Origin of the sequence: Variovorax paradoxus EPS, assembly GCF_000184745.1 — a bacterium.
Classification (GTDB): domain Bacteria; phylum Pseudomonadota; class Gammaproteobacteria; order Burkholderiales; family Burkholderiaceae_C; genus Variovorax; species Variovorax paradoxus_C.
The window spans coordinates 3274454-3296063 of record NC_014931.1; the positions used below are offsets into that span (position 1 = coordinate 3274454).

Consider the following 21610-nt stretch of genomic DNA (forward strand, 5'->3'; position numbering starts at 1 on the left):
GGCGTGCTATTTCGTGCTTCCGGGTTTCAGGAAGCCGGGTGCGTTCTCGCCCTTGCCGGGTTGGGTTTCGGGGTCGTCGCTGCGGTCGGCGCCGTCCGGATCGGGCGAGGGCGTCTCGAGGTCTTCGGTCCGGACCTGGGCCTCGTCAGGGCGAACCGGGGAGGGCGAGGTGGCAGGCTTGGCATCGGTGGGCATGGCTTCTCCTTGTGGGGAAATCTTGAGGGCACGATGCACAGGGCCACGGCCGCCGGTTGTAGGCATCGGGCGCACGGCCCGGTGCGAAGCCGCCTTGTCGCCGCGCTTGCGGCACGGCAAGACGGGCGCCGATCTTCACGCCGCCGGCGCAGCCCCGCCGTCGACATCGCGATCGCCGGCCTGCATCGTCACCTTGTTCTGGATGACGGCCAGCAGCTCTTCCGGATCGAAGGGCTTGATGAAGTGCGCGTCGAAGCCCGCGGCCTTCGCGCGTTCCTTGTCGGCTTCCTGCCCCCAGCCCGTGGCCGCGAGAAGAAATGCCTGCTGCCCCCACGTCGTGCGGCGCACCGCCTGTGCCACTTCGTAGCCGGTGAGCTTGGGCATGCCGATGTCCAGGATGAGCACCGACGGCTGCACCGCATGCGCCACGGCCAGCGCCTGGGCGCCGTCGGTGGCGACGTGCACGCGGTGGCCTTCCATGCGCAGCAGCTCGGCCAGCAGCGTGACCGCGCTCACGTTGTCGTCGGCCACCACGATGCTGAGCGAAGCGGCGGCCGCGCCGGCGGGCAGCGCGCTACCGGCCGCGGGAACGTCCGCGGCGTTCCCCGTGGGCAGCCGCACCACGAAACGGCTGCCTTTTCCGAGGCCCTCGCTCTCGGCCACGATGGTTCCACCGTGCGCCGTGACGATCGCCCGCGCGAGTGCAAGGCCGATGCCCAGGCCGCCCTCGGGCCGGTGCAGCACCGTGTCTTCCTGCGAGAACATCTCGAAGATGCGTTCCAGCGAGCCGGGTTTCAGGCCCATGCCGTTGTCGCTCACCACGAACTCGCAGGCATCGCTGCCGGCGGCGGACGCAGTGATGCCGATGAGCCCGCCCACCGGCGTGTACTTCGCGGCATTCGTCAGCAGGTTGGCGATGACCTGCGCAAGCCGCACCGGGTCGGCCTCCAGCGCGAGGTGCTCCTCGACCTGCACCGTCGTCTTGTGCTTGCGGCTGCGCAGCAGCGGCCCGGCGTTCTGCAGCGCGAGCTCGACCGCCGCGCGCGCCTGCACGCGCTCCTTCTTCATGTTCAGGCGGCCGCTCTTGATGCGGCTGGTGTCCAGCAGGTCGTCCAGCAGCCGCGACATCTGGTGCACCTGCGAGCGGATCAGCTCGGCGGTGCGGTGGGTGGATGCATCGGGCGCACGCTTGAGCAACTGCGCAGCCAGGCCGATGGGCGCGAGCGGGTTGCGCAACTCGTGCGCCAGCACCGCGAGAAATTCGTCCTTGCGGTGGTCGGCCTCCTGCAGTTCGAGCGCCTGCACGCGAAGCTCGTGTTCCATGCGTTTTCGCTCGGACGATTCCTGCAGCACGCCCAGGATGCCCACCACGCGCCCCGCGTCGTCGGTCTGCGGGGTGCCCCACACCGCCAGCCAGCGCTGCGGCGCCGTGCCGGCCAGCCGGTATTCCTCACGATAGGTTTCGCCGCTCTGCAGGCTCGCCTCGACGGCGCGCACGGTGCGTTCGCGGTCGTCCTCGTGGATCAGCAGGGCCAGCTCGCGCCAGGTGATCGGCGCCGCCGGAATGCCGAAGAGCGCAGCCGCGCGCGGCGAGAGCGTCACCAGGTCGGTGGCCGAGCTCCAACTCCAGTCGCCCATCTGCGCGGCGGCCAGCGCGATGCCCAGGCGCTCGTTGGTGAGCTGCAGCGCGTGTTGCGTGCGGGTGCGCAGCAGGCTCTCCCAGCAGCGGCTGCCCACCATCTGCACCAGTTCGATGTCGCTCTCGTGCCATTGCCGGGGCGTTCGCTGGTGCACCGCCATGGCCGCGACGAAGCGGCCGTCCTTGTGCAGCGGAATGCAGATGACGGCCTGGATCGCGGTGAGCCGGTAGGCGTCCAGGTCCATGCCGGCGGCGCGCGGGTCGGTGTCGATGTCGTGCACCACGTAGGGCTCGTTGGCACGCATGAGGCGAAGGCAATCGGCGCCGAACTGCGAGAAGCTGTAGCGGCCCACGATGGAATCCACGCCCTGGCTGTAGTCGCCGGTGAGGGTGAAGTGGTCCTCGTCGGTATCGACCTCGGCGTAGGCGCAGCGGTTCACGCCCATGTGCGTTCCGAGCAGGCGCGCGGTGAGCTGCATCACCTCGGCCGGGTCGCTCAGCGACTGCGTCGCCTTAGCAAGGCTGTCCAGAAATTCGATCTGTAGGTCGGGACCCGGGCGTGCCGCCGCGGCGCCCCTTTCGGCAGACTGACGGGGCGGGACTGCATCAAGGGTCACGGCATGGCCTCGAAAGCTCGGAAAAGAAGAGAAAACTCAAGCGGGGCGGGGCGTTCCCACTGTTGAGTCGGGACTGTCGCCGCCGTCGACATCGCGACCCTGTCAGCGAACTTCGCTCGCCGGGGGCGGCGGAGTTCCCGCGCCCGCGTGCGCCATCTGCCCATGCCGCCACCTGTGCGCATGGGCCGGTGACTGACACCGCATCCCATGACTTGCCGACCCTGCCAGCGGTCATCGGTGCCAGGGTTGGGGCGATGTCGAACCCACTCGACCTGCCACTCGACCCGCATATGCCGCGGCTCGCGCAGCGCCCCCGTTCCGCCACGGCACTGGCCCTCGGAGCGGCCGCGCTGACGCTGTGCGCGGCCACCGCGTCCAGCACGCTCGTTCAATGGGCGCGCGTGCGCAACGCGTTGCGCGCGGGGCCCGGGAAGCAGGCCGAGGCGCACGATGCGCCGGAGCCCGCATCGACGCCCTCGATGCGCCTCCTGCTGGTGGGCGACAGCGCTGCGCTCGGCGTGGGGGCCGACGGCCCGCGGCATTCGCTCGCCGGCCTCATCGCGGCCGACTTTCCCGATGCAGAGGTGCGCAACCTCGCCCGCAGCGGCGCGATGCTCACTGACGTGCATGCGCAATTGCAGGCGGCCGGCACCGGCTTCGACGTGGCCGTGATCGTTGCAGGCGGCAACGACATCCTGCGCCGCCGCCGCATGGCGCAGATCGCGCGCGACGCCGATGCCGTCATGGCCGACCTCGCACCGCGTGCGCGGACGGTCGTGTGGCTGGGCGTCGCGAACATGGGCCTGGCGCCGCTGTTCGTGCCGCCCTGGTCATGGTGGGTCAGCGCGCGGGTGCGCCGGGCGCGCCCGCTGTTCGCCGCCGCCGCGCTGCGCCATGGCGTCTGCTACCTGGACTTCTTCCGGGAAGCGCGCGACGACGTGTTCTCGCGCGACCCGCTGCGCTATTTCGCCGCCGACGGCATCCATCCGAGCAGCAGCACCTACCGCCACTGCTACGAGGTGCTGCGCGGCAAGCTCGATTGAAGCGAAGGATTCACGGCGTCTCCTGTCCCTGCGCCTGCATGCGCCACAAGCTCGCATACACGCCGTCGCGCGCAATGAGCACGCCCGGCGGCCCGTCCTCGACGATGCGCCCGTCCACCAGCACGATGATCCGGTCGAATGCCGCGACCGTCGAAAGCCGGTGCGCCACCGCCACCACGGTGCGCCCGAGCATCAGGCGCGCGAGCGCGGCCTGGATTTCCGCCTCCGAGCGGCTGTCCAGCGCCGAGGTGGCCTCGTCCAGCAGCAGCACCGGCGCGTTCTTGAGCATTGCGCGCGCAATGCTGATGCGCTGGCGCTGCCCGCCCGAGAGCCGCGCGCCGCGCTCGCCGACCACGGTGTCGTAGCCCTGCGGCAGCGCCATGATGAAGTCGTGGCACAGCGCCTCGCGCGCCGCCGCATGCACCTGTGCATCGCTAGCGCCGGGGTTGCCGTAGCGCAGGTTCTCCAATATCGAGCGGTGCAGCAGCGTGATGTCCTGCGGCACCACGCCGATGGCATCGCGCAGGCTGTCCTGCCGCACGCTCGATACATCGACGCCATCCACGGTGACCGTGCCTCGCGTCGGGTCCATCACCCGGCCGACGAGCCGCACGAAGGTCGACTTGCCCGCGCCCGAAGGGCCGACCACGCCCAGCCGCTGCCCGGCCGGGATGAAGAGGTCCAGGTGCTCGAACACCGGCCGGCCGTCGTCGTAGGCGAAGTGCACGTCGTGAAAGGCGATGGCGCCGGGGCCCGGCACGAAGGGCGCCGCATCCGGCCGGTCGGCCACCTCGTGCGGCACCGCCACCACCTTCAGCATCTCGGCGATCACGCCGAAGTGCTGCGACGCATCGACCAGCGACAGCGCCAGCTCGCGCGAGCCGTGCAGGATGCGGAAGGTGAGGGCGCTGATGAGCACCACGTCGCCCGCCTCGTTGAGCCCCGCGCGCCAGGCTTCCACCGCCCAGATCAGCATGGCGCCCGCCATGAGCCAGAGGCACAGGTCGTGGAAGGCGCGCGCCTTCTCCAGGTAGAGCCAGCTGCGCCGCTGCGCGCGGGCCTCCAGCCCGAAGGCTTCGCGCAGCCGCCGGTGCTCGCGCTCGCGCGCGGAAAAAGCCATCACCGTGAAGATGTTGGCCACCACGTCCACCAGCTCGCCGCCTACCTGCGAGGCGCGTTCGGCAAAGGCCTGCTGCAGCGGCCGCGCGCGGCGCCCGAACGCGAACATGAAGGCCGCCACCAACCCCACGAAGCCGATGAGCGTGAGCGCCATGCGCACGTCGATCGTGCAGAGCACCACCACCGCGCCTACAAAATCGACGCAAGGCGGCAGGATCTTCCAGATCAGCGTGCCGAAGATCGCGCCCGTCGCACCGGCGGTGGCGGTCACGCGGTTGCCGAGCGAGCCGGCGAGGTGGCGCGAGAAGTAGTCCAGCGAATGGCCCGAGAGGTGCCTGAAGAGATCGAGCCGCACGTCCACGCCGCTGTTCACCACGGTGATGCAGCCCAGCCATCCGCTCAGGCGCCACAGGGCGCTTTCGGCGGCGATGAGCACGATGAAGAGCGCGAGCCAGTTCCAGATGGCACGCGAACTTCGGTCGTTGTCGGCCATCGTGTCCACGATGAGCTTCATGCCGTACTGCACGCCCACCGAGCAGGCAGCGGCCGCCACGATGAGCGCAAGCAACCCGCCGAACGCCACGGGGCGCCGGCGCACGTAGTGCCAGAGAAAGGGAGTCGGCCGGTCGGGCAGCGGGTCGGCGCCCGCTGCCGGTTTGGCGCTCAGGCGGCCACCGCCACGTCGGGCGGTACGGCGTTCGCTTCGGCGTTGCGCTGCAGCGCCGCTTCGGCGGCCTTGCGGCCGGCAACGAAGGCGTGGTCGGAGTTGTAGTAGGCCCATTCGCTGTAGCGCCCGGCCAAGAGGATGCCGGCTGCCGCGAGCCAGTTGCGGATGGTCTCCACATGCGCCGCGCGCGCATGGTCGTACACCACGTAGGCGCAGGGCATGTCGACCTGGTTGGCGCAGACGATCGCATCGTCGGCGCGCAGCAGCCCCACGCGCACCGCGTCGTCGATGCAGCGCCGCACGAGCGCGTCGTCCTCGGCCGGCAGCGGCTTGGCGGGCGAGTAGGTGATCTCGCAGGTCAGGCCGAAGCCGCCCGGCGCATTGCAGTGCGGGCTCGCGTTGCCCTGCACGAAGATGCGGTGGAACACCGTGTCTTCGGGGTAGTAGATCCAGTGCTTGTCGGTGATGTCTTCGCGGCCCACGCCCAGATTCACGCAGCGCACCGACACATGGCGCAGCTGGCGCGCCGCCTCGCGCACGAAAGCCGGCGCCTCCGCGCCGATGGCCTCCACCAGCCGAGGCAGCGGCATGGTGCTGATGAGCGTCTGGAAGCCGACCGTGCGCCCGTCCTCGAAGGTGACGGTCTTGCGCGAGGGCGACACCGCGGCGACTCGCGTGCCCAGCGAGAGCGGGCCTTCGAGCAGCGGCAAGAAGCCGTTCATCAGCGCCTGGAACCCGCCGCGCAGCGGATAGCCGAAGCGCGCGTTGGGGCCGATGGGCTTGCGCACCGGCTGCAGCGCGCCGTCGATCATTTCCTCCAGGTCGGGCAGCGGCACGCGGCCGCCGAGCCAGGAGGTTTCCATCTCGCTCAGTGGCACCGCCCAGAGCTTGCGGTTGTACGGAATGGCGAAGTGCCTGGCGACGCCGTCGCCCCAGACCTGGTAGATGAACTCCTCGAAATTGCGTGGGGCTGCCGGCGGCGCGAGCGCGGGCGCGGGAGTCGGTGCGGGTACGGACGCAGCAGCAGGCGCCGGCGCGGCGGCGCGCGACGGCCCGGTCGGCGACACGCGCAGCGCCGGCTTGCCCAGGCTGCCGAAGCGCGCCTCGATGGCGCCGACCAGGCACTCCTTGAGCACATCGGGCGGCAGGCCGTGCAGCGCCGACTGGAACGGATAGCGCGTGTACACCGACTTGCTGTAGATCCACGCCTCGCGGTCCTGCCAGTGCAGGTTGTCGCCCAGCAGCCGCTCGTACAGCGCCAGCACCCACGGGTCGGTGGAGAACATGATGTGGCCCGCATGGTCGAAGGTGAAGCCGCGGTCCTCCACCGAGCGGCACCAGCCGCCCACGGTGTCGTGCTGCTCCACCAGCAGCGCCTCGCGCCCCGCATGCAGCGCCGCCGCGAGGCCCGTGGGCCCCGCGCCGAGGATCACGATCGGGTGGCTCGACGCGCTCGCGCCGCCGGACTCGTTCATCGCCGGGCGGCCCGCCATGCCCTGCGTCTGCGAAAGTGCGCGTGCCTGCGATGCGCGGCGCGGGCCTTTCTTCTCGGCGGTGCGCGCCATCAACGCCGCCATCTGCTGCGCGGTACGGTCCCACGAGGTCGATTGCAGGATGGCCTCGCGCGCGGCAGCTTGGCGGGCGCGGCCTTCCTCATCGAGTGCGAGCATGTTCTCGCAGGCCCGCACGAAGGCATCGGCATCGCCGGCGATGCCGACCACGCCCGCATACGGACCGACCACGTCCCGGATCGGCGTGCTCACGATCGGCTTGCCCGCGGCCATGTATTCGAGCGTCTTCGTCGGGCTGATGAAGCGCGTGGCTTCGTTCAGCGCAAAGGGCATGAGGCACACGTCCCAGCCCGCGATGAGCTCCGGCAGTTCCTGGTAGCCGCGCTGGCCCAGCCAGTGGATGTTGGGTCGCCGCGGCAGCTCGGCCGCGTCGATCTTCACCACCGGGCCCACGGCCACCACCTGCCAGTCGGGATGCGCATCGGCCAGCGCGGCGAAGAGCGACAGGTCGATGCGCTCGTCGATCACGCCGCAGTAGCCGAGCCGCGGATGCGGAATGGCCGCTTGTGCCGGATGGTCGCCGTTCGCCGGCTGGGCGAAGTGCGCCGCATCCACGCTGCTCGGAAAGCAGTGCGTCTCGGGATGGCGCTCGCGCTTGGATTCGTACAGGCTCTGCCCGCCGGTGAACACGAGGTCGGCCATGTGGAACAGCGCGCTTTCGCGCTGCAGCAATTGGCGCGGCGCATGCCGGAAGGCAGAGAGTTCGTCCATGCAGTCGTACACCACGCCGACGGGATCGAGGCCCGCGGCCAGCGGCATCGCCATCGGCGTGTAGAACCAGAGCCAGTAGTCGCGGATGCCGGCCTCCTGCAGGTAGTCGGCGAGCAGCATCTGCAACTGCGGGATGTGGTCGTCGTGAAAGCCGGCGGCACTGCCGGCCAGGTGCGGGCGAAGCACCGTCACGCCGTCGCAAGGCGAGAGTTTCTCGAGCGCCGCATGCGCCGCGCCCGGCACCGGTTCCTCGACGAACACCACCTGGAAATCTTGTGCGAGGCGCGAGAGCAGCTGTTGCGGGCGCTGGTAGACGAAGTCCCAGCGCAGGTGGGAAAAGACGATCAGTGTGGGAGTCATGGGGCTTCCTGGAGAGTGGGTCGGTGAAAAGGTGGAGGGGAATCGGGTGTCGGGTGCGGCCATGGCCGCAGAGGCCTGCCCATGTGCGTGTGCGTGCGGTGCGTCGAGGAGCGTTTGCCAGTGCCGCAGCCTCCGCAGCGAGGGTTGGTGGATCTGCCGTGCGCCGGTGCGCCGGTCGACGTCCCAGAGGCCGCTGCGGTGCCAGCAGTGCGCGTCTTCCCAGTCGGGCCGGTCGATCAGCGGATACAGGCAGATGCCCTCCAGCGGCACGCCCGCGGCCCGGCAGCGCAGCGCGGCACCAGCCACTTCGTCGAGCCACTGCGCGCGGCCGTCGCCCACGTGGCCGGTCTCCGCAATGAAGAGCGGCCGCCGGTAGCGTTGCCAGGCCTCGGCCATCATCTGGGCGAAGTCGCGCCGCCGCGGGTCGCGCAAATGCCAGTAGAGGCGCTCGTCGGTCGGGTGCTGCCACTGGTTGCCGTGGTAGTAGTTGAGGCCCAGCACATCGAGGTAGCGGGGGGCGCCGCCGAGCGAGGGCTCCAGCCTGCCGCACAGCATGTCCCACGCCTGGTATTGCTGGTCGACGAGCGCGCGGGCCTCGGCGGTCCAGTCGGGTCGGTCGGCCGCGGGCACCACGTGGATCAGCGGGTCGGTGTGCACGATGCGCGCGTCGGGCCAGGTGGCCCACAGCGCATCGGTGCCGCGCAGCGCGGCGCGCACGAGGTTGCACTTGAGTTCGTAGCCGCGCGCAGATGCCTCGGCGCCAGCGTGCCGGAACGGATGAATCAAGGAGGTGCTGGTCGCGGCCCAACTCAGGAACGAGATTTCGTTCACTGGCTGGAAGAAGAACGGCCCGTCGCCAAGGTCCGCCGCATCGCGCAGCGCGTGCGCCACGTCGCCGCAGAAATCGGCGAATCGCTGCGGAAAGTCGGCGGCGAAAAGGTCCACCCCGTCGGGCACGCCGTAGTGATGAAGCGTCCAGATCACCTGCAGCCCGTGGCTCGCGGCGAGCCGTGCGGTGTGCACGAGTTCGCCGCGCGCGGCCGGCGGGCTCTTGCTTGCGAACGCGCGCCAGCCGATGCTCTCGCGGATGGTGCGGATGCCCAGGCCCGCGAGCAGCGCATAGTCTTCCTCGCGCCGCTGCGCATGGCCGTTGGCGGCATTCATCGCCACCTGTTCGCCGCGGCTGTTGAGGTGGTCGGCGCCTTCGTAGCCACCCATCCAGAAAGACCGGAACAGCGGCGCGGCGGCGGAGTCGGGAGCAGGGGTCAAGAGGCGCTTTCCATGAAGAGGTCAGAGCCTCAGGGCAAGGGCGATGCCTGAACCTCGCCCGTGAAGCGGAGGCTTTCGCTGGCGCTGTTGCGTGCGACTCTTGCGGCAATCCGTGCCGGTGCCGTGCGAAGCGTTCTGCAAAAGCTGCGGCAACCCGCACCGGGAACGTCGCTTGCCGTTCCTCGCGCATCCCTAACTGGAGATGCAATGACGCTCAACATCCTCGTGACCGGCGGTGCCGGATTCATCGGCAGCCACACCTGCGTGGCGCTCGTCGAAGCGGGGTTCACGCCCCTGGTGGTCGACAACCTCTGCAACGCCGATGCGGATGCGCTCGTGCGCGCGGCAGAGGTCACGCGCAGCCGGCAGCCGCTCGTGTTCTGGCGCGGCGACGTGCGCGACGGCGCGCTGCTCGACAGGATCTTCGCCACGTACCCCGTGCATGCGGTGGTGCACTTCGCGGGGCTCAAGTCGGTCGGCGAATCGGTGGCGCAACCCATCGGCTACTACGACTGCAACGTGCAGGGCTCGCTCAGCCTCGTGTCGGCCATGCAGCGGGCCGGCGTGCACCGGCTCATCTTCTCGTCGTCGGCCACCGTCTACGGGCAGCCCGAGCGCTCGCCCGTGTGCGAGACCGCCGCGCTGCAGCCTTGCAGCCCGTATGGCCAGTCGAAGCTGTTCGTCGAGCGTTTGCTGACAGACCTCGCGCATGCGGATGCGCGCTGGCGCATCGCCTCGCTGCGCTACTTCAATCCCGCGGGCGCGCATCCGAGCGGCCTGCTGGGCGAGCGCACCTCGGGCACGCCGAACAACCTTGTGCCGGTGCTGTGCAAGGTCGCATCGAGCGCGAGCGAAAAGCTCACGGTGCACGGCGGCGACTACCCGACGCCCGACGGCACCTGCGTGCGCGACTACGTGCATGTGATGGACGTGGCCGAAGGGCACATCGCCGCGCTGCGCCACCTCGAAGCCGGCGCGGGCGCATCGACCTTCAACCTCGGCGTGGGACGGGGCACCTCGGTGCTCGAACTCGTCCGTGCCTTCGCAAGCGCCTGCGGCATGGAGGTGCGCCATGCGATCGGGCCGCGGCGCGCCGGCGATGCGGCCGCCTACTGGGCTGACGTGGAGCGGATGCGAACGGCCACCGGCTGGATCGCGCGGCGCACGATTGCCGACATCTGCGGCGATGCCTGGCGCTGGCAGCAAAGCCAGCAGCCCGCGCTGGCCGCCGCGGCCTGACACCGCTGCATGCCGCGCGCTAGCAGGGGCGGCCGCTTCCCGGGTGGCTTTCCTGCAGGAAGCGCTGCAGCTTTTCGGACGCGACGCGCTTGAGGCGCTGCACTTCCTCCATCTCGGCCTCGCGCTGCATCGAGGGCATCGCAAGGTGCAGGCCGAGGCTCAAGCGGAAGTCGGCCTCGGCGGCCCTGCAATGCGCTTCCTTCCAGGCGAGGAATGCGGTGTCGTCCTTGCGCTCACTCATGGTGCCTGCGTGGGTAGCCTGCCATGGCCGGCCTGCGGCAAGCGGCGTTCCCGTGCGTCGGCGCTCCTTTGTCTTTCGCCGCCGGGCGGCGGCTCAGGACTCGCGCTGCGACTTCTCCGTCCGGCTCCGATCGCCATAGGGCGAACTTCCCTGGTTGTCCGTCTCGCCCACGCCTGCATCGCCGGGGCGGGTGCCCTCGGGTTTGTTGCGTTGGGTCAGCGCCGGACCGTCATTCGGGCCGACAGGCTCGTTGCGTTCGGCAGGCGTTTTCTGGAACTGCTTCATGGCCTTCTGCGCGGGCAGTTGGCCTGTGTTGGAAGGGTCGTCGGAAGTGGGCTTGCTGCTCATGGATGCTCCAGGTGAGATGTGTGCAATGTGGCTTCACGCTAGCCAACCCCGCGCGGGCGCCGTGTAGGAGGTCGCGCTTTCGAGCTCGCAGTCTCCGGACGATCGCTCCACGGAGCCATAGGGCGCACCCGCGCGCGAGCGCAGGCAACTTGAAAAAAGGCGGACCGGCGGTCCGCTTTTTTTTGTGCCGTGCTCAGTGCACCCGCGGTGCGAGCCGCATCGGCATGCTCAGGCCGTACAGGCCGGCGAGTCCGACCAGCACGTAGACGATGCGGCTGGCCATCGACATCTCTCCGAAGAGGGCGGCCACGAGGTCGAAGCCGAAGGCGCCGACAAGGCCCCAGTTGATGGCGCCGACGATCATCAGGATCAAGGCGATCCAATCGGCAATGCCGAGGGCGCGGGCCTCGGTCGTCGCGTTGCTGCGCAAGGTGGTGCTCATAAATTTCTCCTGGGTGGGGTGGTGGTCGAAAAGGCCTGGTGGAACGCCGCCAGACCGACGCATGCTCTAGGCAGATGACACCCGCTGCGTAGGAAGAGCGCTGATGCGCTCGTCGGTCCTGCATGCGATGCGCCGCGCCGTCCGTAGGCACGCGCGTTGCTCCGCCGTCTGCACACCAATGCAGAGGAGACCGCCATGAACACCGCCGCCTGTCTGTCGCAGCTTGCAAAAGGGCCGCTGCCCCACGTCGAAGACAACCCCGAGCGGGTCGCGATGCTGCAGACGATGCAGCGCATGGGACACATCCGCGCGCATACCGAGCAGCGCGAGGGGCGAACGGTCGTGGTCGTCGAGGCGCTGACGCCCCTGGGTCGCAAGATCGAGAGCTGCCTGGACGGCGGCGTGCCCCGCCGTCTCACGACCGCGTTCTGGGCTTTCAAGGTTCAGGAGACCGTGCCGCGCGAGCCGACGAAGCTCGCCGGGCTTGCATGAAAGCGCGCCATCGCAGGTAAAACTTGCGGCAGCGATGCCCGCACGGGTTGCCGGTCAGCGCGGCGGCTGTGGGAGGCGGGCCTGCAGCGCGCCGGTGAGTTGACGCAACCGACGCTCCAGGCGCTCACGGTCCGCTGCATCCGCGGTGTCGCGCGACGCAAGGCTTGCATGGCCGAGCTGGAAGGCCGGATAGGCGACCGAATAGACGTCGAGCAGCGCGGCGTCCACCTGGCAACCGCGCGCAGCCAGAGCCTGCAGCAACTCCCCGAGTTCATCGTCGCCGAGCGCGAATTCGATTCGCGCACCGGCCACGTCCCAGGCCACGTCCTGGCAGCCGACGAGGTCGTGGCCGGCGTGGTGGTCGATGGCGTCGGTCTTCAGCAGGCGGACGCCGTCGTCGAGCCATTCCCAAGGCTGCAGGCGGCTGTCGGTGCGCACCGGGCGCACGCTCGCCTGCAGCCGTGCGGCCGCGGCGAGATGCCGTTCCCAGGGCGCATCCGATCCGGCGCCGAGCGCTTCGACGGTGTTGTGCCGGCCCATGTCGCACAGCGCGCGCAATGAAGCCCCGCCGCTCTGCGGCATGGCCAATGTGCGTGCGCGGAATGCGAGGTAGTCGGCGACGCGCGCGAGCAGCCGCGTGCGCAAAGCCGGCTCATGCAGCCGCTCTTGCGAGAGCGGCCTCATGCCGCCATGCCAGCGTTCGATGAGAAAGCCGTGGCAGGCCCCCGCGACCTCGGGGCAGAAACCCGCGCGGGCCAACGCCTCGGCGCATGCGATCCGCTCTTCCGCGCGATGGCCGAGGCCCGCGAACTTGACGAGCCAGGTGCCGCTCTCGGCCTCTGCGAGGAACTTGCGCCGCTCCTGCCAGGGATGGACCGGCGGCCACGATGCCATGGCCATGCGGTGCGCCTGGCGCCAGCCGCCGCCATCGATTGCGCGAAGCGGTGCGCGCAACGATCCCACGCACGCCTCCACCCAGGTCTGCAACCGGTGCGCAGGCTCGGCGGCATTCAGGATCACCGCATCGAAATCCGCCGCATGCGAAGTGGCCTGCGCCCACAGCGCACGCACCTGCGGGCTCGCCTCTGCACCGGGGCCGCGCGCGTGCGCCGTGAGCAGGTGGATGCGCTGCGGCGCCACGCCTTCCTCTTCGCGCAGCAGCCGGATCACCGCCGCCATCGAGGAGCCCGAGAGGCCCGGCCCTTCATCGACGATGGCGTGGTGCAGCGAAGGTTCGGTGCGCGGCGCGGCGCGCCATGCCACCCGGCGCCCGAAGGGATGGCCCACCGGCCGCAGCGTGACCGGCCGCGGATCGCCGAGCGCCGCGGCCGCGATGGCGGCGAGGCTGGTGCCGATGCTGCGGAGGCCAATCACCCGCCACGGCCCGGCACCGAGCCGGCATGCGGCCGCGAGATAGCACTCGGGATAAAGCGCATAGAACGCATAGCCCTCGGGCTGCCGCACCTCGATGTCCATGGCCGGCAGGTGCGCCGCCCAGCCTTCGATCGACGGCATGCGCGAAGGGAGCGCACCGCGCAAACCGCTGTGCCAGGAGTGCGCGCACAGGCGCGCGAGCATCAGTGCGATGGCCATGGCCGCGTCCACCTCCTGCGCGGGCGCGTCGTGTTCGCCGTTCGCGTGGAAGCGCGCATCGGCGATGCCCTGGGCAAGCTCGCCGGCCTCGATGAGCGCGGCGACCAGACATGCATGGCGCCCGATGCCGGGCGGCGAGCCCTGCGCCTGCGCCAGCATCGTGCGCAGCCGGTCGAGCTTGCACGCGACGGTTTCGCGCTGCGTGGCATCGCCGAAGACCAGCATCTCAGCCGGTCCGCAGGTGCCGGTAGGCGATGGCCTGGAAGGCGTCGAAGTCGGGCACGCGCCATGCGGTGCGCAGCCGCGTGCGGTGCCGTTCGAGCCAGCCGCACCAGCAGGCGAACTGCTCGGGCGAGGGCGACACCAGCGCGCGCCGCGTCTTCATGCGCTCCAGCGCATCGAGCGGCGTGTCGCCCCGGCTCACCATCACGCAGAGCGCAAGCGTGGCCGAGCGGCCGATGCCGTGCTCGCAGTGGATGAGCACCCGCTCCCCGCGGTTGATCCATTCGCAGGCGAAGGCCACGCCGTCGTCCAGGTGCGCCGGCGCCACGCCGCACATGTCGGGCGTGGGCAGGTGCAGCAGCGCGATGCCGTGGCGGCGCATGAGCACCTCGTCGTCCTGTGCTTCGCCGCGCAGGTCGACCACCGCGCGGATGCTGTGCTCGGTCGCCAGGCGCTCGGCATGCGCCGCGGGAAAGCTGCCGCCCACCGCGAGCTGCGGCGTGATCCAGCTGAAGTTGGGTGTCCAGGTGTCCATCGATGGTGTGTTCGTCGCAGGCAAACGGGATGCCCGCGTGCGCGCCGCGCCTCTGTGTTGCGCCGATGCCGCGCTCATCAATGCGAACCCGAGCGCGCGAAGGCACCGTCCTGCTTGCCGCGAGATTTTTTTCTGCTAGGTTTTTTCCATCGCGGCACAACTGCAACGCAGATGCGGTTTTGCCGGCGCAACGAATGCATCGCAACCTCTTGTCCAGGCATTGTTCTTCATGAAAATCTCGGTACTCGGCACCGGCTATGTCGGCCTCGTCACAGGCAGCTGCCTCGCGGAAATCGGCAACGAAGTGGTCTGCTTCGATGTGGACGAGCGCAAGGTCGACATCCTTCGCTCGGGCGGCGTCCCGATCCACGAGGACGGGCTGCCCCAGCTCATCGAGCGCAACGTGCGCACCGGCCGGCTGCACTTCACCACCGACGTGGCGCGCGCGGTGCACCACGGCGACCTGATCTTCATCGCCGCGGGCACGCCGCCCGGCGAAGACGGCAGCGCCGACCTGCAGTACGTGCTCGCGGCGGGCCGCAGCATCGGGCGGCACATGCAGGGCTTCAAGGTGGTGGTCGAGAAATCCACCGTGCCGGTGGGCACCGCCGGCAAGCTGCGCGCGGCCATCGAGGAAGAACTCTCGAAGCGCCGCAGCGACGGCGACCATGCCGCGGGCAGCGGCCTGCTCGCGCTGCCGGTGGCCCTCGTGTCGAACCCGGAGTTTCTGAAGGAGGGCGCGGCGGTGGACGATTTCATGCGGCCCGACCGCATCGTCGTCGGCACCGAACCCGGCGAAGCGGGCCAGCAGGCGCGCGAGGTGATGACGCGGCTGTATGCGCCGTTCAATCGCCAGCGCGACCGCATGATCCACATGGACGTGAAGGCCGCGGAGTTCACCAAGTACGCCGCCAACGCGATGCTGGCCACGCGCATCAGCTTCATGAACGAACTCGCCAACCTCGCGGAGAAGGTCGGCGTCGACATCGAGCAGGTGCGCCGCGGCGTCGGCTCGGACCCGCGCATCGGCTACAGCTTTCTCTATGCGGGCCTGGGCTATGGCGGCAGTTGTTTCCCGAAGGACGTGCAGGCGCTGGTGCACACCGCGGCCGTGCACGGCCAGCGCCTGAAGGTGCTGGAGGCGGTGCGCGCTGTCAACGATGCGCAGAAGCACGTGCTGGTCGACAAGATCGTGCAGCGCTTCGGCCAGGACCTGCGCGGCCGGCGCTTCGGCGTGTGGGGCCTGGCCTTCAAGCCCGACACCGACGACATGCGCGAGGCGCCCAGCCGCGTGGTGGTGAAGGCGCTGCTGCAGCGCGGCGCCGAGGTGGTGGCGCACGACCCGGTGGCGATGGCGCAGGCCCGCGAGGCGCTCGCCGGCGACCTCGACGGCATGCCCGAGCTGCTTGCGCGGCTGCGCTATGTCGATGCCCCGATGGAGGCGGTGGCCGACGCCGATGCGCTGGTGATCCTCACCGACTGGAAGGTCTTCAAGAGCCCGAGCTTCAGCGCGCTCAAGGCGGCGCTGCGCCAGCCGGTGATCTTCGACGGCCGCAACCTCTACGAGCCCGAGATCCGCACCCAGGGTTTCGACTACCTGGCCATCGGCCGCTGACGCGACGCACACACCCGGCCTCACTCGCAACACACACCAACAAGAAGGAGCAAACACCATGCGTCTCTACAACAACCAACGCCGCGTGCTGGTCACCGGCGGCGCAGGCTTCCTCGGCAGCCACCTGTGCGAACGCCTGCTCGCACGCGGCCACGAGGTGCTGTGCGCCGACAACTTCTTCACCGGCACGCGCCGCAACATCGAGCACCTGCTGGGCGACCCGCGCTTCGAGCTCATGCGCCACGACGTGACGCTGCCGCTGTATGTGGAGGTCGACCAGATCTACAACCTCGCATGTCCCGCCTCGCCGGTGCACTACCAGCACGATCCGGTGCAGACCACCAAGACCAGCGTGCACGGCGCGATCAACATGCTGGGCCTGGCCAAGCGGGTGCATGCGCGCATCCTGCAGGCCTCGACCAGCGAGGTGTACGGCGACCCCGACGTGCATCCGCAGCCCGAAAGCTACTGGGGCAAGGTCAACCCCATCGGCGTGCGCAGCTGCTACGACGAAGGCAAGCGCTGCGCCGAGACGCTCTTCTTCGACTACCACCGCCAGCACGGCGTGGACATCCGCGTGGCGCGCATCTTCAACACCTACGGCCCGCGCATGCATCCGCGCGACGGGCGCGTGGTGTCGAACTTCATCGTGCAGGCGCTGCGCGGCGACCCGATCACCGTGTACGGCGACGGCCTGCAGACGCGCAGCTTCTGTTTCGTGGACGACCTCGTCGAAGGGCTGCTGCGGTTCATGGAGGCGGAGCCGGGCGCACCCGGGCCGGTGAACATCGGCAACCCCGGCGAATTCACCGTGCGCGAACTGGCCGAGGAGGTGATCCGCCTGACCGGCTCGACCTCGCGCATCGCGTTTGCGCCGCTGCCTTCGGACGACCCGATGCAGCGCCGCCCCGACGTGCGCCTGGCGCGCTCGATGTTCGGCTGGGAGCCGCACATCCAGCTGCAGGAGGGCCTTCGCAAGACCATCGACTACTTCGATGGCCTGCTCTCGGCCGGCGAGCTGCCGCCCGCTCAGCGCAGCGCAAGGCGCTCGGGTGTCGTGCCGGCTGCCTCGACCGGCGGCGCCACGGTGCATGCGCCGCTGGACGCATAGCGCCGCACCATCCGCGCGCAGAACTCAGCGAACTCTTCGGGCAACTGCGGCGGGCTCGTGTGGTGCGGCGCGATGCCGCGGTGCTCGGGCGTGAAGCAGAAGGTGAGCGTCACGTCGAAGCCTTCGAGCGCGCGCATCTGGCGGTCGAACCAGCGGTCGGCATCGGGGCGGAAGCTGTCGGCCCAGCTGAGGCCCGTGCGCAGGCGCCGCACACCGAGCTGGTTCAGCCAGCGCACCGCGTCGTCGAGCCGGTGGTCCTCGAAGTGGAACCACTGGCAGATGCCGAACTCAGGCGTGAAGGCCGCAAACTGGTCGCAGGCCAGCTTGGGCGTGCCGTCCTCGCGCAGCAGGCCCATGTGGAAGTGGCGGTAGTAGCTCGAGCCCTCGGCCTCGCGGTGCCGCGTGGTCGCGGGCCAGGCCGCGGGCAGGTCGTAGAGCGAATACCAGAAGATGCGAGGCACGCGGCCCATCAGCAGTTGCGCTGTGCGGCGCAGGCCGAACTCCTGCACCTCCTCGGCGCCGAAGGTCGACACGCCCACCTCGGTCACCCACACCGGCAGGTGCGTGACCGCCTCGATCTCGGCAATGCGTTGCGGCCATTCGTCGATCGGCCAATGGTTCCAGTCGAGCGGAAAGCCGTGCACCGCCACCGCATCGAGCCCGTCGAGCACGCCGCGATCGCGCAGGCTGGCCATGAACACCGCATCGATCGGCGAGATGCCGCCCAGCACCTGCGTGAGCGTGCTGTTCTCCGCGCGCACCGCGGCGGAGGCGAGCGTCACCATGCGCGCGTAGGCCGACCAGTCGGGGTCGAGCTCCAGGTCCCAGTGCGACTTGTTGTTGGGTTCGTTCCAGAACTTGACGGCTTCGATCATGCGACCTTGCTCCTGCGGCGGGCATGGGCGGCGGGTGCGACGGTGGCAGCCGGACGGCCCGAGGCCGCACCCTGGCCGGCCGCATCGCCGCGGATGAAGGCCTCGACCAGCTCGCGCGCCTCGTCATCGGTGAACTGCTGCGGCGGCGACTTCATGAAGTAGCTCGACGGCGCAAGCACCGCGCCGCCGATGCCGCGGTCGAGCGCGAGCTTCGCGCAGCGCACCGCATCGATCACCACGCCCGCGGAGTTGGGCGAGTCCCACACCTCCAGCTTGACCTCGCACTGCAGCGGCACGTTGCCGAAGGTGGTGCCCTCCATGCGGATATAGCACCACTTGCGGTCGTCCAGCCACGGCACATGGTCGCTCGGACCCACGTGCACATCGCTCGCGCGCATCGGGTGGCCGAGCTGGCTGGTCACCGCCTGGGTCTTGGAGATCTTCTTGGAGAGCAGCCGCTCGCGCTCCAGCATGTTGAGGAAGTCGGTGTTGCCGCCGAAGTTCAGCTGGTAGGTGCGGTCCAGCCGCACGCCGCGCTTGCGGAAGAGGTCGGTGAGGATGCGGTGCACGATGGTCGCGCCCACCTGCGACTTGATGTCGTCGCCGATCACCGGCAGGCCGCGCTGTGCAAAGCGCTGCTCCCACGCGGGGCGGGAAGCGATGAACACCGGCACGCAGTTGACGAAGGCGCAGCCCGCCTCGATGACCTGCCCGGCATACCACTCGGTGGCCTTTTGCGAACCGACCGGCAGGTAGGAGACCACCACGTCGGTGCCGGTGTCGCGCAGGATCTTCGCCACGTTGCCCGCCTTGCCGCGTGCGACAGGCACCACGTTCTTCAGGTACGCGCCGATGCCGTCGTGCAGCGCGCCGCGCTGCACCGTGACGCCGAGCGGCGGCACGTCGGCGAAGCGCATCGTGTTGTTGGGGGCGGTGTAGATGGCTTCGCCGAGGTCGCGGCCCACCTTCTCTGCATGCACATCGAAGGCGGCGCTGAACTCGATGTCGCCGGGGTGGTAGCCAGCGAGATCGGGGTGCATCAGGCCCGGAATGAAGTCGGTGCCCTTGGCATCGCCGTAGAAGTGAACGCCCTGCACGAGGGACGAGGCGCAGTTGCCCACACCGATGATCGCGACGCGTATCTTGCTCATGTTGAAGACCCTTGGTGATGCCGCGGCGCGGAGCGCGCGGCGTGGTGCCGTGGAGAAAAAAGGAAGCTTTGTTCCTTGGCAATCTACGCGCCTGCGCGCACAAATCCGGCACTGATGCAAAGACCCAACTCAGCCGTGGCGTAACAGGGAAAAGGACCTACACACAGGTAAGTACCTTCGCACATGCGTGCTCGATGACGGCTGCGAATTTGAAGCTTCGCCGCCGTCACAACGACTCGTTTTTCTTCCGATGGCCACGACGGCGAACTCAAAGCACGAAGGGGTTCCATGTCTCAGCACATTCTCATCACCGGCGGGGCCGGTTTCATCGGCTCGCACCTTGCGGACGAGCTGCTCTCCCATGGCTACCGCGTCCGCGTTCTGGACAACCTCGCGCCGCAGGTGCACGGCGAAGACGCGAAGCGGCCCGACTACCTGGAGCCCGACGTCGAGCTGGTGACCGGCGACGTGTGCGATCCCGCGGCGGTGCGCAACGCGCTGCGCGGCATCGACGCGGTCTACCACCTGGCGTCGGCCGTGGGCGTGGGGCAGAGCATGTACGAAGTGGCGCACTACACGCGGGTGAACAACCTCGGGACCGCGGTGCTGATGGAAGCGCTGATCGAGCGGCCGGTCAAGCGCCTGGTGGTCGCATCGAGCATGAGCCTCTACGGCGAAGGCCTCTACCGCACCGCCGGCGGCGAGCTGCGCACGGTGCAGGAGCGCAGCCTGGAGCAACTGCGCCGAGGCGACTGGGAATGGCGCGACGAAGACGGCATCGCGCTGCAGCCCGCGCCCACGCCCGAGGACAAGGCGCCCGCGCTCGCCTCGGTGTATGCGCTGTCCAAGTTCGACCAGGAGCGCATGGGCCTCATGACCGGCCGCGCCTACGGCATTCCGACGGTGGCGCTGCGCTTCTTCAACGCCTACGGGCCGCGCCAGGCGCTCTCGAATCCCTACACCGGCGTGCTCGCGATCTTCGCGGCGCGCCTGCTCAACGACAGCCCGCCGAAGATCTTCGAGGACGGACACCAGCAGCGCGACTTCGTGAGCGTGTACGACATCGCGCGCGCCTGCCGCCTCGCGCTGGAAATGCCCGCCGCCGCGGGCGAGGTCTTCAACGTCGGCAGCGGCGAGGCGCGCAGCGTGCGCGACATCGCGCAGCGCGTGGCGCAGGCCGTCGGCAAGGAGCACCTCGCGCCCGAGATCACCGGCAAGTACCGCGTCGGCGACATCCGCCATTGCTATGCCGACATCGCCAAGGCGCGCAAGGTGCTCGGCTACACGCCGCGCGTGACGCTGGAGGACGGCCTGGCCGAACTCGCCGCCTGGCTCGAAGGCCAGGCCGCCGTGGACCGCGTGGCGCAGGCCAGCGCCGAACTCACCGCACGCGGGCTCGCCATATGAACGGCCGCGATGCAATCGACTCGGCGGCGGCTTCGCGGCGGCGTGCGCTGAACGGCGGCGGGCGCGCCACGCTCATCACCGGCGGCGCCGGCTTCGTGGGCGCGAACCTGGCGCACCGGCTCTTGTCCGAAGGGCAGCGCGTGCTGGTGTTCGACAACCTCTCGCGGCCCGGCGTGGAACGCAACTTGGCGTGGCTGCAGCAGACGCATCCGCACGGCCTGGACGTGATGGTGGCCGACGTGCGCGATGCCGACGCGGTCGAGCGCGCCGTGGCCCGCGCCGACCACGTCTTCCACTTCGCCGCGCAGGTGGCGGTGACCACCAGCCTGGACGATCCGCGCGAGGACTTCGCCGTCAACGCGCTGGGCACGCTCAATGTGCTGGAGGCCGCGCGCGCGCAGCCGGTGCCGCCCTCGCTGGTCATGACCTCGACCAACAAGGTGTATGGCGGCCTGGACGACGTGGCGCTGGAACTGGACGGCCAGCGCTACGGCCCGGCCGATGCGGACATCGCCGCGCACGGCATCGCCGAGACGCGCCCGCTGGACTTCCACAGCCCCTACGGCTGCTCCAAGGGCACCGCCGACCAGTACGTGCGCGACTACGCGCGCAGCTACGGCCTGCGCACCGTGGTGTTCCGCATGAGCTGCATCTACGGCTGGCGCCAGTTCGGCACCGAGGACCAGGGCTGGGTCGCGCACTTTTTGCTGCGCGCGCTGGCGGGAGAGCCGATCACGCTGTTCGGCGACGGCCGGCAGGTGCGCGACATCCTCTTCGTCGACGATCTGGTCGATGCCTTCCTGCGCGCACGGCGCGGCATCGATGCGCTCGCGGGGCGCGTGTTCAACATCGGCGGCGGGCCGGGCAACGTGGTGAGCCTGCTCGAACTCATCGACATGATCGGTGCGCTCGAAGGGCACAGGCCCGAGACCGCGCACGAGGGCTGGCGCACCGGCGACCAGCGCTACTACGTCTCGGACACGCGCGCTTTCCAGGCGGCCACCGGCTGGCGGCCGGCGGTCGATGCGCGCCAGGGCGTGGAGCGGCTGCATGGCTGGCTGCGCGAGATGCGTGCACAGCCGGTGCCGCAGGCGGCGTTGCGCCAACCCGCGTCGCGGCGGCCGACGCTGGCTGTCACGGGGAGGTGA

General features: G+C 69.7%; 18 protein-coding genes. 7 read left to right on the plus strand and 11 right to left on the minus strand.

The window, feature by feature from the left end; translation table 11 throughout:
• Positions 1 to 6: 6 nt before the first annotated feature.
• Both VARPA_RS15150 and VARPA_RS30220 read right to left on the minus strand, forming a co-directional pair.
• Positions 7 to 195, minus strand: a complete 189-nt coding sequence (locus VARPA_RS15150) for a hypothetical protein (protein ID WP_013541453.1) — start codon at positions 193 to 195, stop codon at positions 7 to 9.
• A 135-nt stretch (positions 196 to 330) separates the two neighbouring features.
• On the minus strand, positions 331 to 2451 hold the full coding sequence (locus VARPA_RS30220; RefSeq protein WP_013541454.1) for an ATP-binding protein: 2121 nt from the start codon (positions 2449 to 2451) through the stop codon (positions 331 to 333).
• A gap of 254 nt (positions 2452 to 2705) precedes the next feature.
• Between VARPA_RS30220 and VARPA_RS15160 the strand changes: the two genes are divergently transcribed.
• Entirely contained in the window at positions 2706 to 3494 is a 789-nt protein-coding gene (locus tag VARPA_RS15160; RefSeq protein ID WP_013541455.1) for a GDSL-type esterase/lipase family protein, read from the plus strand.
• A gap of 10 nt (positions 3495 to 3504) precedes the next feature.
• Here VARPA_RS15160 and VARPA_RS15165 read toward each other — a convergent pair whose 3' ends face one another.
• A complete protein-coding gene (locus VARPA_RS15165; RefSeq protein WP_234974749.1) occupies positions 3505 to 5211 on the minus strand; it encodes an ABC transporter ATP-binding protein in 1707 nt (568 codons plus the stop codon).
• Between the two features lie 65 nt (positions 5212 to 5276).
• Entirely contained in the window at positions 5277 to 9191 is a 3915-nt protein-coding gene (locus VARPA_RS15170) for an FAD-dependent oxidoreductase (protein ID WP_013541457.1), read from the minus strand.
• A gap of 207 nt (positions 9192 to 9398) precedes the next feature.
• Between VARPA_RS15170 and galE the strand changes: the two genes are divergently transcribed.
• Complete coding sequence (gene galE, locus VARPA_RS15175; RefSeq protein WP_013541458.1) at positions 9399 to 10430, plus strand: UDP-glucose 4-epimerase GalE; 1032 nt, start codon at positions 9399 to 9401, stop codon at positions 10428 to 10430.
• 19 nt (positions 10431 to 10449) lie between these two features.
• On the opposite strand, the gene VARPA_RS15180 is transcribed toward galE, so the two are convergent.
• The 3 genes from VARPA_RS15180 to VARPA_RS15190 all read right to left on the minus strand — a co-directional run bounded on the left by VARPA_RS15180 (position 10450) and on the right by VARPA_RS15190 (position 11461).
• Positions 10450 to 10671 (minus strand): hypothetical protein, encoded by a 222-nt coding sequence (locus tag VARPA_RS15180; RefSeq protein WP_013541459.1) that lies wholly within the window; start codon positions 10669 to 10671, stop codon positions 10450 to 10452.
• Positions 10672 to 10764: 93 nt separating this feature from the next.
• On the minus strand, positions 10765 to 11019 hold the full coding sequence (locus tag VARPA_RS15185) for a hypothetical protein (RefSeq protein ID WP_013541460.1): 255 nt from the start codon (positions 11017 to 11019) through the stop codon (positions 10765 to 10767).
• A gap of 193 nt (positions 11020 to 11212) precedes the next feature.
• Entirely contained in the window at positions 11213 to 11461 is a 249-nt protein-coding gene (locus VARPA_RS15190; RefSeq protein ID WP_013541461.1) for a DUF378 domain-containing protein, read from the minus strand.
• 195 nt (positions 11462 to 11656) lie between these two features.
• On the opposite strand from VARPA_RS15190, the gene VARPA_RS15195 reads away from it, so the two are divergent.
• Entirely contained in the window at positions 11657 to 11953 is a 297-nt protein-coding gene (locus VARPA_RS15195) for a hypothetical protein (protein WP_013541462.1), read from the plus strand.
• A 54-nt stretch (positions 11954 to 12007) separates the two neighbouring features.
• On the opposite strand, the gene VARPA_RS15200 is transcribed toward VARPA_RS15195, so the two are convergent.
• Together VARPA_RS15200 and VARPA_RS15205 are read right to left on the minus strand one after the other, a co-directional pair.
• The gene (locus tag VARPA_RS15200; protein WP_013541463.1) at positions 12008 to 13771 is read right to left on the minus strand and encodes a hypothetical protein; all 1764 of its coding nucleotides are present in this window, start codon (positions 13769 to 13771) and stop codon (positions 12008 to 12010) included.
• Position 13772: 1 nt separating this feature from the next.
• A complete protein-coding gene (locus tag VARPA_RS15205) occupies positions 13773 to 14303 on the minus strand; it encodes a protein-tyrosine phosphatase family protein (protein WP_013541464.1) in 531 nt (176 codons plus the stop codon).
• A 229-nt stretch (positions 14304 to 14532) separates the two neighbouring features.
• On the opposite strand from VARPA_RS15205, the gene VARPA_RS15210 reads away from it, so the two are divergent.
• Both VARPA_RS15210 and VARPA_RS15215 read left to right on the plus strand, forming a co-directional pair.
• The gene (locus VARPA_RS15210) at positions 14533 to 15918 is read left to right on the plus strand and encodes a UDP-glucose dehydrogenase family protein (protein ID WP_013541465.1); all 1386 of its coding nucleotides are present in this window, start codon (positions 14533 to 14535) and stop codon (positions 15916 to 15918) included.
• 58 nt (positions 15919 to 15976) lie between these two features.
• Positions 15977 to 17029, plus strand: coding sequence for a UDP-glucuronic acid decarboxylase family protein (locus tag VARPA_RS15215; protein ID WP_013541466.1), 1053 nt, complete (start codon positions 15977 to 15979; stop codon positions 17027 to 17029).
• Here the strand turns inward: VARPA_RS15215 and VARPA_RS15220 are convergent.
• Together VARPA_RS15220 and VARPA_RS15225 are read right to left on the minus strand one after the other, a co-directional pair.
• Entirely contained in the window at positions 16948 to 17904 is a 957-nt protein-coding gene (locus VARPA_RS15220) for a glycosyl hydrolase (protein ID WP_013541467.1), read from the minus strand. The two genes, VARPA_RS15215 and VARPA_RS15220, sit on opposite strands and share 82 nt — an antisense overlap.
• Entirely contained in the window at positions 17901 to 19055 is a 1155-nt protein-coding gene (locus tag VARPA_RS15225) for an inositol-3-phosphate synthase (protein ID WP_013541468.1), read from the minus strand. The genes VARPA_RS15220 and VARPA_RS15225 overlap by 4 nt, the downstream gene beginning before the upstream one ends.
• A gap of 288 nt (positions 19056 to 19343) precedes the next feature.
• On the opposite strand from VARPA_RS15225, the gene VARPA_RS15230 reads away from it, so the two are divergent.
• Positions 19344 to 20462 (plus strand): NAD-dependent epimerase/dehydratase family protein, encoded by a 1119-nt coding sequence (locus VARPA_RS15230; RefSeq protein WP_013541469.1) that lies wholly within the window; start codon positions 19344 to 19346, stop codon positions 20460 to 20462.
• The gene (locus VARPA_RS15235; protein ID WP_013541470.1) at positions 20459 to 21610 is read left to right on the plus strand and encodes an NAD-dependent epimerase/dehydratase family protein; all 1152 of its coding nucleotides are present in this window, start codon (positions 20459 to 20461) and stop codon (positions 21608 to 21610) included. Before VARPA_RS15230 ends, VARPA_RS15235 begins: the two co-directional genes overlap by 4 nt.